Genomic DNA, 15,003 nt, shown 5'->3' on the forward strand with positions numbered 1-15,003 from the left:
CTCCCGAAGACACCCCCGACGACGGCCCGCGCCGTCGCCCTCCCGGAGAATATCAGGAAACGCAGGAAACGTACGCGGTCCGCCTCGAACGGGAGTACGCTCGGGGGATGGAGCTCGGGCGGCTCCTCCAGGAGCTCATCCAGGCCGCGCGCAAAGCGGGCATCACCGTACGCTCCGAGTCCTTCGACCCCTCGCTCTCCGACGGCGGCAAGAAGTGGCGCGGGGGGTTCTGTGTCATCCGCGGCAAACGCGTCATCCTCGTGGACGAACGCGCACCGCTCGTCGACCGCATCGCCACCATCGCCGCCTCGCTCGCCAGCGTTGACCTCGAACACGTGTTCCTCCCCCCCATCGTCCGCGCGACGATCGGCGCCTACCAGCGCGAGGCCCCCGAGCGGCCCGTCCCGAACGCGACCGTCCCCCTCCCCCCCGTGCGCGCGCGGCTCCGCCGCACCGACGACGACGAACGCTGAACCCCGCTTTGGTTTTCGTCCGCGCGCGCGGAGGCAAAACCACCTCTATCGCCGACGCGTGCAGGACGGCCCGATCACGCTCTGGACCGCCGCGTCGCCTACACCCGCGCCGCCGGCTCGCCACGATTGCGCGAAAAAGGATCGTTTCCAGAATGGCACACGCGTTGCTCTGTAATCGCGCGCGCCTTCGGGCGCGTCGAGGGAGCGCAGGGCCCACCTCCTTCCGTACCCTTTTTCGGGCCCCATGACGCACTTCGCGCTTTCTTCCCATGACGCAATCCCCGCCAAGGGTCACGCCTCCGCGGGCCGCGCAGGCCCCCGGGAAATCCCATCGACCTGATTCCACACAGGGCCCCACGCCCGGATCGAACCGCCGTTCGCCGAGCGTGCCGCCGAGCGCTGAACCTCTGCGCTCGAAGCGCTCCTCGCCGAGCGTGCCGCCGCCTCCCGCGCCCGGCCTCTCCGACGCCGCCGCCGCGCTCTCGGGCGCCGCCGCCGCGCTCCACGACGCCGCCACCACCCTCGAAGGCGCGGCCGCCCGGCTCGCCGCGATCCGACCTCGCGCCCGTACGAGCACGCACACAGGCGCGACACCCGCGCCGCCCGGCGCTCCGCCGGACCGCGAACGAACGTAGGGAACGGGCATGCCCACGACTTGACGCGCACTTCCGTCCCCGTTCTCCTTCCGCTTCTTGGAGGTTGGAAGATGCGGAGAACGATGAAAGCGCTTGGTGGGATGTTGATCCTGGCCCTCGGAGGCGTGGCCGCTTGCAGCGGCGGCGATGGGACCGGGGCCGGCGGCACCGCGGGCACCGCGGGCGCGGGGGGAATGGCCGGCGCGGGGGGGATGGGGGGGACGGCCGGCGGTGGAATGGGCGGGGACGGCGGCTCGGGCGGCGTGTTCGTCCCGGGATGCCCGTCTGGCATCGTCTGCGGCACGGGCGATTGTTGCGCGCAGGGCTCCGAGTGCGTGATCGACGCGTGCTTGCCGGCCTGCGCCACGAGCGTCCGATGCGGCGCCGATCTTTCGGTGTGCTGCGGGGCCGGCGAGGTCTGCGTGGCGGACCAATGCGCCAAGCCCGGCGGCAATTGCCTCGACTGGGCCGATTGCGCCGAGGGCGAGTTCTGCGAATCGACGCTCGGCGTCTGCTTGCCGCAGCCGCCCCCGGGCGCCGCGACTTGCGAATACAAGCCGCCCCCCGGCCCCCTCAAGCCGGTGCTGGAATGGTCCTGGACGGAGAGCACCATTTTCCCGGCGTTCCACCAGGTCATCAACATGCCCGTGGTCGTCGATCTGGAAAACGACGGCACCCCGGACGTGGTGATCGTGACGTCGAACAACTTCAACGCGAACCAGACGGCCTACCTGCGCGCCTTGAATGGCAAGGACGGCATCGAGAAATGGGACGCGGCCGTGGACGTGTACGCCGATGCGAACCGCGTGCAGCCGCGCGTGACGCCGGCGGCGGCCGACATCGACGGCGACGGACTCGTCGAGATCGTGACCGGCAAGGCGGGCGGCGGGCTCATCGCGTTCGAGCACGACGGCAAGGTCAAATGGACGTCCAAGCAAGCGGACGGCACCACGGCCTGGACCGTGGCGCTCGACTCGGCCACGGTGGCGATCGCGGACCTCGAGGGCGACGGCAAGCCCGAGATCGTCGTCGGCGGCGCCGTCTTCGATGCGAATGGAGTCCTCCGGTTCAACGGCGGCGCGTTCTTCGGGGCAAACACGGGCACCTACGGCGCCGTCAGCATCATCGCCGACCTCGACGGCGTGATGCCGCAGGAGATCGTGAGCGGCAAAAAAGCGCTCCGGGCCGACGGCACCACGTATTGGGAGCAAGCCGCGCTCAGCGACGGCTATCCCGCCATCGCGGATCTCGACCTCGATGGCAAGCCCGAGCTCGTCGTGGTCTCGAACGACACCGTGCGTGTCCAGAGCCCGACGACCGGCGCGGTCATCGCCAGCGTCGCGATGCCCGGCAATGGCCTCGGCGGCCCCCCGACCATCGCTGATTTCGACGCCGACGGCTTGCCCGAGATCGCTGCGGCGAACGGCACGGCGTACTCCGTCTTCGAGTTCGAGGCCGGCGAGACCGCCACGCTCAGCGTGAAATGGCAAAAGACGACGCAGGACGGCTCGTCGAACCGCACCGGCTCGAGCGTCTTCGATTTCCAGGGCGACGGCGCGGCCGAGGTCGTCTACAACGACGAGTGCTATTTCCGCGTCTATGACGGCGCCACCGGGGACACGCTCTACGAGGAGAAGAACCCGTCGGCGACGATCCACGAGTACCCGGTCGTCGCCGACGTCGACGGCGACAACAACACGGAGGTCGTGCTCGCCGCGAACGACCTCTTCCACCTGAATGGACAGAACGGCTGCCCCTACGGCACCAATGGCCTGCGGCACGGCATTTACGTGTACGGCGACGCGGACGACAACTGGGTGCGGACGCGCAAGATCTGGAACCAGCACGCCTACCACCTCACGAACGTGAACGCGAACGGCACCGTCCCATCGCCCGAGTCCGCGAGCTGGATCAGCCCCTTCGGCCTCAACAACTACCGCCAGTCGAACCAGGGCGCCGGCGTCTTTAATGCCCCCGACCTCCAGGTCAGCCTCGAAGCGTCGCTCGCCCCCTGCCCGGGCGGCGTGGATCTTCGGGCGTTCGTGCAAAACAAGGGCACGAACGGCGTCCCGCCCGGCGTGAAGGTGAGGTTTTACCGGGGCAATGGCCCGGACGGCACGTTCATCGGCGAAGCGACCACCACGAAGGCGCTCCTGCCCGGCCAGTACGAGCTCGTCGTCTTGCAATACAAGACGCTGGCGAGTGACGTCGTCATGTCGTTCTACGTCGAGGTCGACAAGGACGAGGCCGGAGAGAGCGGCCTGAACGAATGCCTCGAAGACAACAACGGCACCACGCTCGGCGGCGTCGAGTGCGGCGACCTGAACTGAACCTCCCTGCATGAAAAAAGGGCGGACCCGCGTGGGCCCGCCCTTTTCCTTATCCGCGCGGGCCCACGGCGGGCCCGCGGCGTCTCACGCGGCCTTGCGCCGCCGCCCGATCACGAGGCCGAGCGCGCCGAGCACCACGAGCAGCGAGCCCGCGTGCCCCTCGTCCGCGCCGGGCGCCGTCCGGCAGCCGCAGCCGCCGTCGTCGGGCAGGTCGCGGCCACCCGCGCCACCCGCGCCGCCAGCGCCGCCAGCGCCGCCAGCGCCACCCGCACCACCGTCGCCACCCGCGCCGCCGGCACCACCGCCGCCGCCGGCGCCGCCTTGGCCCTCCTCCGCGCACGATGCGCTGCAGCCGTCGCCGTCCGCCAGATTGCCGTCATCGCATTCCTCGACGCCCGATTGCACGAACCCATCGCCGCAGCTCGCATTCTCGCACGTCGAGAGGCACGCGTCCGTGTCGTCGTCATTGCCGTCGTCGCACGCCTCGTCCGCCTGCACCACGCCGTCGCCGCATGTCGCCAGCGAGCAGTCGCTCTTGCAGCCGTCCGTGTCGTCGTCATTGCCGTCGTCGCAGGCCTCGACGCCGTCTTCGACGAATCCGTCGCCGCAAATTGCTTTCATGCAACCCGAGACGCAGTTGTCCGTGTCGTTCGTGTTTCCGTCGTCGCATTCCTCGACGCCCGATTGCACGAACCCGTCCCCGCAGCTCGCCGCGAGGCACGTGCCGAGGCACGCGTCCGTGTTCGACATGTTCCCGTCGTCGCAGGCCTCGCCCGCCCCGACGACGCCGTCGCCGCAGCCCGGCAGCGAGCAGTTGTTCCGGCAGCCGTCGTCATCGACCGTGTTGCCATCGTCGCAGGCCTCGACGCCCGACTGCACGACCCCATCGCCGCAGCTCGCCGCCTTGCAGCCGACGAGGCACGCGTCCGTGTTGTTGCCGTTTCCGTCGTCGCAAGGCTCGACGCCCGCCTGGACGAACCCGTCGCCGCAGCTCGCCTGCACGCATTGATTGAGGCACGCGTCCGTGTTGCTCGCGTTGCCGTCGTCGCAGGCCTCGACGCCGGCCTGCATGAAGCCATCGCCGCAGCTCGCCTGCACGCAGGTGTTCAGGCACGCGTCCGTGTTCGACACATTCCCGTCGTCGCATTGCTCGATGCCGGTCTGGACTTGACCGTCGCCGCATTTCGCGTTGACGCACGTGTTCAAGCACGCGTCATTGTTGCTCTGGTTGCCGTCGTCGCACTGCTCGAAGCCCGCGCGGAGCACGCCGTCGCCGCACTTGGCCTGCGCGCAGGAGTTCAGACAGGCATCCGTGTTCACCATGTTGCCGTCGTCGCACTGCTCGACGCCGGCCTGCACGACCCCGTCGCCGCATTTCGCGGTCATGCACGAGTTCAGGCAGCCGTCCTCGTTGTTCATGTTGCCGTCGTCGCACTGCTCGACGCCCATTTGCACGACGCCGTCGCCGCACTTCGGGGCCTGGCACGTGCTCAGGCATGTGTCATTGTCGTTCTGGTTGCCGTCGTCGCACACCTCGACGCCGGCCTGCACGTACCCGTCGCCGCAACCGGCGTTCTTGCAGCCCATGACGCAGGCGTCGGTGTTCACCATGTTGCCGTCGTCGCACTGCTCGACGCCGGTCTGCACGTACCCGTCACCGCAGCTCGGGTTCACGCAGGCGTTCAGGCAGGTGTCGTTGTTCGACGTGTTCCCATCATCGCATTGCTCGCCGGCCTGCACGTAGCCGTCGCCGCAGGCAGCGGGCTTGCAGGCGTTCGTGCACACGTCGGTGTTCACCATGTTCCCGTCGTCGCATTGCTCGACGCCGGACTGCACGTACCCGTCGCCGCAGGCCGCGGTCTTGCAACCCATGACGCAGCCGTCCGTGTTCGACGTGTTCCCGTCATCGCATTGCTCGACGCCCGTCCGGACGAACCCGTCGCCGCAGGCCGCCGCCATGCACGTCGCGAGGCAGCCGTCATTGTTCGACGCGTTTCCGTCGTCGCATTGCTCCGGCCCGTTCGCCATGCCGTCGCCGCAATAGGGCCCGGGGCCCGAGCAGTCGGCCTTGCACTTGCCGTATTGCCCGTTCGCCAACCCGTCGTCGCACGCCTCGCCCGCGCCGAGCGTCCCGTCGCCGCAGACCGACACCGGCGCGTATTCGTAGGCGCCCATGTCGAACGCCGGGCCATTGAGCCCATCCCCGTCGAGCGGCCGCGTCGTACCCTCGATGTCCTTGTTCGGCGCGCCCGTCGCCGTGCCCACGTCGATGCAGAAGCTCGTCGCCTGGAGCTTGAGGTTCGTCGGCGCAGAGACATAAAGCGGGTTCGTCGAGGTCGTGCCCACGCCCCCGCTCGCCCCCGAATAGTTTGTCGTGTTGCCCCACACGTCCGAGTACGTCACCGTCACCGTCGTCGAACCACCGAACGTGTCCCTGTAGATTCCGTACGTGTGGTTCGTCACGATCGAATTTTTAACCGTCACCGCGAGCGACGGCGAGGACGTGTACGCGTACACGCCGTAGCCGCCATTCTGGTTGAGCGTCGCGTTCGTGATCGAAACCGACACGCTCCCCGCGCCCGACGACGACATGTACACGCCGTAGCTCGAATTGTTCCGGATCACGGCGTTCGTGATCGAACCGCCGCCGAGCCCGGAGTAGTACACGCCGTACGAATTCGTATGCGCCGTGACCCCGGCGAGATCCGGGGCGCCCTCGACCACGCGAACCCCGTATTGCGCATCCCTGATCGTCATGCCCGTGAGCACGGGGTTCGTCGCCGTTTGCCGGAAGACCACGCCGTACCATTGCCCCGCGCCCGACGTCGACCCCGCGAGCGTCACGGGCTGCGCCGCCGTTCCCTTCGAGTTCAGCGTGCCGTGCACGATGAGCTCCGTCTCCCCGGTGTCCATCCCCGAGCCCATCGCGTCGGTCGTCGCGAAACGCACCGTCACACCGGGATCGAGCGTCAGCGTCACACCCGGCGCCACCGTCAAATCACCCGTCGACGTGTACGGCGAGCCCGCCAGGTTCAGCGTCGTGTTCGTCCACAACGTGCCGAGCAGGCCGTTCGTCGCATCGCCCGTGTACGGCAGCGCCCCGATATCGGTGCTCGTCGCGCTCGCGAAGCGTGCCGGCGAATTCGACGTCAACCGCAGGTTCGACGTCGACACGTACAGCGGATTCGCCGAAAAGCTCCCCGTGCCCGCGCTCGCCCCTGAGTAGTTTGTCGTATTACCCCACACGTTCGAGTACGCCACCGACACGTTCGTCGTCCCGCCGAACGTGTCCCGGTAGACTCCGTACGTGTGGTTCGTCACGATCGAATCCGTGATGTTCACCGTGAGCGACGGCGAGGACGTGTATGCGTACACGCCATAGCCGCCATTCTGGTTGAGCGTCGCATTCGTGATCGAAACCGACACGCTCGACGCGCCCGACGACGATATGTACACGCCATAGCTCGAGTTGTTCCGGATCACTGCATTCGAGATCGACCCGCCGCCGAGCCCGGAGTAATACACGCCGTACGAGTTCGTGTACGCCGTGAACCCGGAGAGCGCCGGGGCGCCCTCGACCACGCGAATCCCATATTGCGCATCCGTGATCGCCACGCCCGTGAGCACCGGGTTCGTCGCCGTTTGCCGGAAGACCACGCCGTACCATTGCCCCGCGCCCGACGTCGACCCCGCGAGCGTCACGGGCTGCGCCGCCGTCCCCTTCGAGTTCAGCGTGCCGCGCACGATGAGCTCCGTCTCCCCGGTGTCCATCCCCGAGCCCATCGTGTCGGTCGTCGCGAAACGCACCGTCACACCGGGGTCGAGCGTCAGCGTCACGCCCGGCGCCACCGTCAAATCACCCGTCGACGTGTACGGCGAGCCCGCCAGGTTCAGCGTCGTGTTCGTCCACAACGTGCCGAGCAGACCGTTCGTCGCATCACTCGTGTACGGCAGCGCCCCGATATCGGTGCTCGCTGCGCTCGCGAAGCGTGCCGGCGAGTTCGACGTCAACCGCAGGTTCGACGTCGACACGTACAGCGGATTCGCCGAAAAGCTCCCCGTGCCCGCGCTCGCCCCTGAGTAGTTTGTCGTATTGCCCCACACGTTCGAGTACGCCACCGACACGTTCGTCGTCCCGCCGAACGTGTCCCGGTAGACTCCGTACGTGTGGTTCGTCACGATCGAATCCGTGATGTTCACCGTGAGCGACGGCGAGGACGTGTATGCGTACACGCCATAGCCGCCATTCTGGTTGAGCGTCGCATTCGTGATCGAAACCGACACGCTCGACGCGCCTGACGACGATATGTACACGCCGTAGCTCGAGTTGTTCCGGATCACCGCGTTCGAGATCGACCCGCCGCCCTGCCCGGAGTAGTACACGCCGTACGAGTTCGTGTGCGCCGTGAACCCAGAGAGCGCCGGGGCGCCGTCGAGCACGCGAAACCCGTATTGCGCGTGCTGCACGACGAGCTCCGTCGTCGTGAGAACGGCCGTCGCCGCGTCGACGACGACGCCGTACCACTGACCCGCGCCCGACGACGTGGAGCGGAAGTTCACCGGGCTCGCTGCGGTCCCCTGCACCTCCAGCGTGCCGCGGATCGTCATCTCAACCTCGCCGGTGTCCTGGCCCGTCATCATGCCGTCCGTCGTGGCGAACTGCACCTCGACGCCGGCCTGGATCGTGAGCTTCGAGCCCGAGGGGACGATGATGTCCCCTTGCACGATGTAGGGGCTGCCGGCCGGGGTCCAGGTCTGGTTGTTGATGTTGCCGCCCGGGATCGTCGTCGCGGCCTGGGCGGCGCGTGGACACGCGAGCAGAACGACGGCCCATAAAAGGGCGATCAACGGAAATACGAGCGCTATCGGGCGCTTCATGTCTAGCTCCTCGCAGAGACGTTCACGCGGGCACGGGGCATCTTTTCCCCTCCGGCCCGACGGTGACGCGACGCTACCGCAAGCAGTTCTCCGACTCAACGTCCACTCGATCCCCAGCTTGCCTCCGCGCCGCTTCCATGCCCCAATGATCGTCCAGCGATGCGCGCAAACGACGACGAGGAGTCCGGGGAAGAGACCGGCACGTTTGGTCCCCTTTTCGACAACCGCGGCACGATCGCCGCCCTCGCCACGACCAACGAAAACCTCCCCGCACCCCCGCCCCGCGCCGCGTTCCTCGTCGCCTACGACCGGCTCGCCGAGCTCGCCGCCGCCGCGCGAAAGCCCGGTTTCGCCGTCGCGGTCATCGACGCGCGCGCGCGCCTCGCCGGCGCCGTCCTCTGCGAGGCAGGATCGCCGCTCACGATCGGCCGGCACACGAAGTGCCGCTTGCAAGTGCCTTCGTCCGCGATCTCGCTCCGCCACATGGCTGCCCTCGTCCTCGCCGAGGGCGGCGCGCCGAAGCTCAAGGTCTGGGACCTCAACACGAAGCTACCTTTCCGCGCCGAAGATGGGCAGGAGAGCGGCGCGCTCGCATCCGACGGCCCCACATACCTCTCGATCGGCGCGTACGCGCTCTGGTTCTTGCCGTGCTCCCCGGCCGTCGCGTGGCCCGAGCGCGCGGGGGATGCGTGGACCTCGATGCCGCCGCGCACGTTCGTCGATCGCCGCGCCCCGGCCGCGGCCGACAAACGCGCCGGCGTCGACGCATTGCCCCCGCCGCGCCTGCGCGGCGGCCCGTATCGCGGCCTCGAAGAGCCCTCGCGTGTCACCACGCAAGCCTCGCCGCTCCTGCTCGGCGACGACGAAGAGCCCGAGATCGCCTGGGGCACGATCCGCCTGCAGGCCGGCATGGCGAAGGCGAAGCGGCGCGTCTCGGCGGAGCGCCTCGAACAAGGCCTGCTCATCGGCCGCTACGAGCGATGTGGCCTCTCCATCGGCGAGATCGACAGAAACGTCTCCCGCGTGCATTTCCTCCTCGTCCGCATCGGCGCGGACGTCTGGGCCATCGACACGGGCAGCACGAACGGCGTGCGCCGGAACGGCCGTTCGATCGAGGCCGAGGTCTTGGCGGACGTGGATCGCCTCGAGTTCGGCTCGCGGATGATCCTCGACTGGCACCGGCTCGAACACCCCGAGGCCTGATGCCCCCCGACCTCTCCGCCGTCCCGATCGTGGACCTCGCCCCGCTCGTGCGCGGCGGCCCGGACAAACACTCCGCGGCGCGGGCGATCGACCAGGCTTGCCGCGGCTCGGGGTTCTTTTACGTGGTGGGCCACGGCGTCGACGAGGCCCTCGCCGCGCACCTCGACGCGCTCTGCCGGACGTTCTTCGCGCAGGATCTCGATCAAAAGAGGGAGATTCGCATGGAAAGGGCGGGCCGCGCGTGGCGGGGGTATTTCCCTGTCGGCGGGGAGCTCACCTCCGGCAAACCCGACCTCAAAGAGGGCATTTATTTCGGCGCCGAGCACGGAGACGACCACCCGCGTGTCCGGGCCGAGCTCCCCCTGCACGGGAACAACCTCTTCCCGGACCTTCCGGGCTTCCGCGAGGCCGTGCTCGCGTGGATGGCCGAAATGACCCGCCTCGGGCACGTGATCCTCGAAGGAATGGCCCTCGGCCTCGGCCTCCCCGCGTCCTATTTCGCCGAACGTTACACCGCGGATCCCACGATCCTCTTCCGGGCCTTCCATTACCCGCCTCCGCACGACGCGTCCGAGGGCTGGGGCGTCGGAGAGCACACCGATTATGGTTTGCTCACGATCCTCCGGCAGGACGACGCCGGAGGATTGCAGGTGAAATCGGGCGGTCGCTGGATCGAGGCGCCGCCCGTCCCGGGATCGTTCGTCTGCAACATCGGCGACATGCTCGATCGAATGACGGGCGGCCAGTATCGATCCACGCCGCACCGCGTCCGCAATCGCTCGGGGAGGAGCCGGCTCAGCTTGCCGTTTTTCTTCGATCCAGGCTGGGACGCGAAGATCCAGGCGATTGACATGAGCCGTGCGGACGGCCAAGCGGACGAGCGGTGGGATCACCAAGACGTGCACGAATTTCGAGGGACCTACGGGCAATGGCTGCTCGGAAAAATCGCGAAGGTCTTCCCGGAGCTCGGGCGAACGGCTGGCGTGACGTGAATTTCTCCGCGCCCACCCCCGATTTCCAGAGCTTCCTGCCCCCCGCCGCGACGAACGCAGAATGCAAGCAGGAGGCCAGGACCATAAAATGTCTCGTCCTCTCGCGACGTCCCGGCGTTCGTGCTATCCGGTAGAGCCATCGAGAACCACGACCGCATGCGCGCCCGACGCCCTTACATCGCGGATCTCACGACCCAGACGCTGCAATCCCTGCTCACGGGTCCCACGCCGCCCGTCGTGCTCGTCCCGGTCGGCTCCGTCGAGCCGCACGGGCCGCACCTGCCTCTCGGGACGGACACGATCATCGGCGACGCCGTGGCAGAGCGCGCGGCCCTGCTCCTCGAAGCGAAGGGAACGGTCGCGCTGGTCGGCCCGAGCGTGCCTTATGGAATCACGCGTTTCGCCGAGGGGTTCGCCGGCGCCGTCACGGTCACGGAGGCCGCGCTCATTGCGTTCCTGCGCGCCGTGATCGAGGGATACTTGCATGCGGGGTTTTCCCATGTTTGCCTGGTTTCGAATCACCTCGAGCCAGCGCACGACGCCGCGGTGAGGGCCTCCCTCGAGGGCCTGCCCCTGGGGAGCGCCTCCGTCGCCTCGCCGCTCTCGCGCCGCTGGGCGCGCACGCTCTCCGCGGAGTTCAAGAGCGGCGCGTGCCATGCGGGACGGTACGAGACGTCCATCCTCCTCGCGGCTGCCCCGGACACCGTCGACGAAGCCCGCATGGCGTCGCTCCCGGCGCTCACCATCAGCCTCTCGGACGGCATCCGTCAGGGCAAAACGAGCTTTCTCGCCATGGGAATCACGGACGCCTATACGGGCGCGCCTGCCGAGGCCACGGCCGAGGAGGGGCGCGATTCGATCGAGCGCCTCGCGACGATGGTCGTGGGCGAAGTGGAAGACGGTCTCGCCGCGAAGGCCCTCCGGGGTGAAGCTTCGCGGGGTGCATGAAATAACAAGGGGGGGAAATGACGAAAGCACAGGAGACCGGCGGCGACGACCGCTGGCAGCGGACGCTCGTCCAGATGATGCAGGGGCAGGCCTACCGCGAGCTCGCAGCGGTGCACCTCTTCGGCCACGGCCTCCAATTCGTCCCGGAGATGCGCTGGCTCAAGCTCTTCACCTGGCACATCCGCGAGGAGCTCGAGCACTACGAGGCCGTGGCGCGCATGTACCATGATTTCACGGGCGAGAGCATCGAGCCCGTCGTGAATGAGCGCCTCGCCGCGCGCCCCGTGCCCCTCGCCGCGAGCTTTTACGAGCTCGCGATGGCGCAGTTCCTTTATGACCGCGGCGGCTTCTGGCAGCTCCGCGAGTACGAGGAATGCAGCTTCGAGCCGTACCGCAAGGTGGTCCGCAAGATCGTCGAGGAAGAGCGTGGACACCAGGCGCTCGGCGAGCGGCTCGTCGTGGAGCTGTCGCTCACGGGGCGATACGACGCGGACAAACAGCGGCTCTTCGAGCGATGGCTCCGGCAGGGGCTGCTCTCGTTTGGCCGGCCGGGCAGCGACGGGGCGCGATACGCGGTCGCGATTGGGCTCAAAAAGCGTGATCCGGCGGCCGTGATGCAAGACTTCCTCGACGACATCACCTCGGCCATGCGCCTGTGCGGCCTCGTGTTTCCGTCGCTCGCCGCGCTCGGGATCGAGGGGCCCGAAAAGGCGCCCGCGGCGCCGGGGCCCGAGAGCGCGCTGCCGCACACCGAGCGCAGCGCGGGCCAGTCCGCGGCGTAGAGCGATTCCCTCCCCCATTTCCTCTCCCCGCGGGGAGGACGCTCGTCCCATCCCCTGCCTGCGCGATTCCGCGCGCGCCGAAATACCCAATACCATTCGCCCGCGGCATGCGAAAGCCTCCACCGAGGACGGCGTTCGGCCGGGCAAAACAAAGAAATGCGCGACGTTCGGGCACGCGCGGAAGGGCGAGGTTCCCGCGCAACGTGGGGCGCCTCCACCGCATCATCCTTTGCGTGCTCGGACCCTTCCTCTTGTCGCTCGTGACAGGCTCCGCGTTGGCGGCGAACACGATCGACGGCCGTCCGGCGTCGCGCGGCGTCGCATTCGCGGGTACGTCCACGTGCGTGGCTCTGAATGCCTCGTCGAATGGAGAGGTGGTAACAAATATCTCCAGCGCGGCTTGCTTGTCCGAGGTCGCTTGGTAATATTTCATTCATAGGAGCTGCTGACGATGAGGCGCTCCTCGATGACGCAATTCGCTTCGGATCGGAGCGCCCCGTGGAGATGCATCACGCAGCTCCACGAAGGCGAGCCAAGTAGCAATAGCTAACGACACACCTGCTTCGATACGGGGGAAAGAAACACACCATGAAGAAGCTGCTTTCGTTTGCGTTCGTCGCCGCGATGATCGTGCCCTCCAGCGCCGCCATGGCCATCGAGGAGGGGCGTGCGCTCGCGGTCTACGTCAATGATGACGACGCCGGGACGATGATTCCCTACCTTTACAAGGACGCTGGCAAGGCGTGCCTCTACGTGTCCGAGTGGTACAACCAGGGCTACCTCATCAGCGAGGAGTGCGACCTGCTCGAGCGCAAGACGAAGGGCTACCTGAGCTGCCTCGGCAACAGCTACATCAACTTCCCGACCACCATCGCAAGCGACGTGTATTGCCGCGGCTTCAATGACTGGGGCCTCTCGCTCCAGGTCGAGTACATGCACGTCGGCGAGCACTACGACGGGTTCGCCGGCGTCGTGAAGTACGCGGGTTACCCGTACGTCAACACGATCGAGGCGTGGACGTACTGATATCGTGCCACGATAGGGCCGGCACGCCGGCCTGAGACGGCGAACGACGGGCGCCGCCGCTCACCACGGCGGCGCCCGTTTCTCTCCGGTCGTCACCCTGAAATCATCCTTTTGCCCGACAGGCGATGTCGAGGTTCACGATGCACCTGCCCACGAACCAGAAAAAGCCTTTCTTTCGCTCCCCTGCCGGATGGGCCACGCTCGGGACCGTGCCGGTCCTCGCCCTCGGCGCATTCTTTCTCTGGCCTTCCGCCTCGCCGAGCCACGCCGCCGACGCGCAAGACGCCTCGGTACCTGACGCCCGCGCCAAATACGTCAATCGCGGCCTCTTCCCCTCCGACGAGCCGGGCGACGAGCAGGCAAGGACGATCACCGGAAAAGTTTATTCGATCGACGGACAGCCCCTCGCAGGCGTGCAGGTCTCGGCCACGAGCTTCGCCATTGCGGGCAACCTCCCGACCACGGTCGCGTCGCTCGAGACCGACGCCGACGGCCGCTTCGAGATGCGCCTCGCCGACGGCACCTATCAGCTCGTCGCGAACAAGAGCGGATACGGGCCCTCGTTCGTGCCCGCGCAGACCGGCGAGAGCGTCAGCCTGGTGTTGACGAAAAGCGGCACCGTCCGGGGCCGCGTGCTCGACGCCGATCGCGCGCCGATGCAGCGCTTCGTGATCGACGTGCTCACCGCCGCGCCCGATAGCTTCGCCGCGCCCATGCCGCTCTTTTCCAAGCGATTCGAGGGGACCGACGGCACGTTCGAGGTTTCCGAGTTCCCGGCCTGGCCCGTCGTCATTCGCGCGACCGCGGTGGACCACGCCCCGGCGTTTTCGAATGCCATCCACCTCGAAAAACCGGGCGACACGCGCGAGGTCGAGCTCCTCCTCGGCGACGGCTGCGTCCTCGAAGGGACGGTGAAAGACGGCTCCGGGCGCCCGCTCGCGGACGTCTTCGTGGACGCCGAGGCGCGCTTCCCCGGCGGCGTGAGCGAGGTCTCGATGGAGGCCGCGAGCCGCACCGAGAGCGACGGGGAGGGCCGCTTCCGCCTCGAGCATGCCCCCTCGGGCAAGGTCGTCCTTCGCGGCTACGACAGCGAGCACGCGCCGAGCACGGTCGTCGTCGAGGTGGCAGCGGATTGCAAGCCGTCGAAGTCCCTCGACCTCGTCATGTCGGACGGCGGCAGCATCAGCGGCGTGGCGCGCAAGAGCGACGGCAGCCCGCTCCCCGGCGCGCGGCTCACGCTCATGCAGCGCGCGGTCGGGTTCGTCAACGTGATCGCCGACGAGGAGGGGCAATTCCGATTCGATTCGATTCCGCCGGGCAACACGCGCCTCGAGCTCGTGTATGGCAATCAGCGCACGTCGGCCGCGGTGCGCGTGGAGGAAGGGGCCGTCACGGAGCGCGACATCACGGTTCACCCGACGGGCCAGGGCGAGATTCGTGGCCGCATCACGGCGGGCGGCGCGCCGCTCGCAGGCGTCCAGGTCCTCGTCGCGACGAACCGCGGCCGCGAGCAGGGGCTCGATGTCCGGTTTCCCGTGACGGACAAGGACGGCGTCTACAAGCTCGCCGGGCTCCCGGGGGGCCATTATGCCGTAAACGTGGTCACGTCCGCGAAGACCGAGGGTGTCCAGGTCGAGGAGGGCCAGGTCGCCGTTCTGGACCTCGATATCGCCGAGCCGCCCAAGACGGGCGCGCGCGCCGAAGCGGAATGAACGGCGCGGATCGGGCGGGGGTGG

Annotated in this window: 10 protein-coding genes; 9 read left to right on the forward strand and 1 reads right to left on the reverse strand. The window is 68.0% G+C overall.

Annotation, left to right across the window (positions count from 1 at the left end; genetic code table 11):
• Nucleotides 1-107: 107 nt before the first annotated feature.
• From POL67_RS37015 to POL67_RS37025, 3 genes are all read left to right on the forward strand, one after another.
• On the forward strand, nucleotides 108-473 hold the full coding sequence (locus POL67_RS37015) for a M78 family metallopeptidase domain-containing protein (protein ID WP_271925353.1): 366 nt from the start codon (nucleotides 108-110) through the stop codon (nucleotides 471-473).
• Between the two features lie 269 nt (nucleotides 474-742).
• A complete protein-coding gene (locus POL67_RS37020) occupies nucleotides 743-1,108 on the forward strand; it encodes a hypothetical protein (RefSeq protein ID WP_271925354.1) in 366 nt (121 codons plus the stop codon).
• 83 nt (nucleotides 1,109-1,191) lie between these two features.
• Nucleotides 1,192-3,438, forward strand: coding sequence for an FG-GAP repeat domain-containing protein (locus POL67_RS37025; RefSeq protein WP_271925355.1), 2,247 nt, complete (start codon nucleotides 1,192-1,194; stop codon nucleotides 3,436-3,438).
• Between the two features lie 84 nt (nucleotides 3,439-3,522).
• On the opposite strand, the gene POL67_RS37030 is transcribed toward POL67_RS37025, so the two are convergent.
• Nucleotides 3,523-8,316 carry a DUF4215 domain-containing protein gene (locus POL67_RS37030; RefSeq protein WP_271925357.1) on the reverse strand — a complete coding sequence of 1,598 codons (4,794 nt, stop codon included), beginning with the start codon at nucleotides 8,314-8,316 and terminating at the stop codon, nucleotides 3,523-3,525.
• Nucleotides 8,317-8,475: 159 nt separating this feature from the next.
• On the opposite strand from POL67_RS37030, the gene POL67_RS37035 reads away from it, so the two are divergent.
• The 6 genes from POL67_RS37035 to POL67_RS37060 all read left to right on the forward strand — a co-directional run bounded on the left by POL67_RS37035 (nucleotide 8,476) and on the right by POL67_RS37060 (nucleotide 14,979).
• Nucleotides 8,476-9,519 carry an FHA domain-containing protein gene (locus POL67_RS37035; protein WP_271925358.1) on the forward strand — a complete coding sequence of 348 codons (1,044 nt, stop codon included), beginning with the start codon at nucleotides 8,476-8,478 and terminating at the stop codon, nucleotides 9,517-9,519.
• Nucleotides 9,519-10,511, forward strand: coding sequence for an isopenicillin N synthase family dioxygenase (locus POL67_RS37040; RefSeq protein WP_271925360.1), 993 nt, complete (start codon nucleotides 9,519-9,521; stop codon nucleotides 10,509-10,511). Before POL67_RS37035 ends, POL67_RS37040 begins: the two co-directional genes overlap by 1 nt.
• A gap of 156 nt (nucleotides 10,512-10,667) precedes the next feature.
• Nucleotides 10,668-11,459, forward strand: coding sequence for a creatininase family protein (locus POL67_RS37045; protein WP_271925361.1), 792 nt, complete (start codon nucleotides 10,668-10,670; stop codon nucleotides 11,457-11,459).
• 17 nt (nucleotides 11,460-11,476) lie between these two features.
• A complete protein-coding gene (locus POL67_RS37050) occupies nucleotides 11,477-12,241 on the forward strand; it encodes a Phenylacetic acid catabolic protein (protein WP_271925362.1) in 765 nt (254 codons plus the stop codon).
• Nucleotides 12,242-12,829: 588 nt separating this feature from the next.
• Nucleotides 12,830-13,267, forward strand: a complete 438-nt coding sequence (locus tag POL67_RS37055; protein WP_271925363.1) for a hypothetical protein — start codon at nucleotides 12,830-12,832, stop codon at nucleotides 13,265-13,267.
• Nucleotides 13,268-13,407: 140 nt separating this feature from the next.
• Nucleotides 13,408-14,979, forward strand: coding sequence for a carboxypeptidase-like regulatory domain-containing protein (locus POL67_RS37060; protein ID WP_271925364.1), 1,572 nt, complete (start codon nucleotides 13,408-13,410; stop codon nucleotides 14,977-14,979).
• Nucleotides 14,980-15,003 lie beyond the last annotated feature (24 nt).

It is taken from the genome of Polyangium mundeleinium (genome assembly GCF_028369105.1).
Taxonomy (GTDB): domain Bacteria; phylum Myxococcota_A; class Polyangia; order Polyangiales; family Polyangiaceae; genus Polyangium; species Polyangium mundeleinium.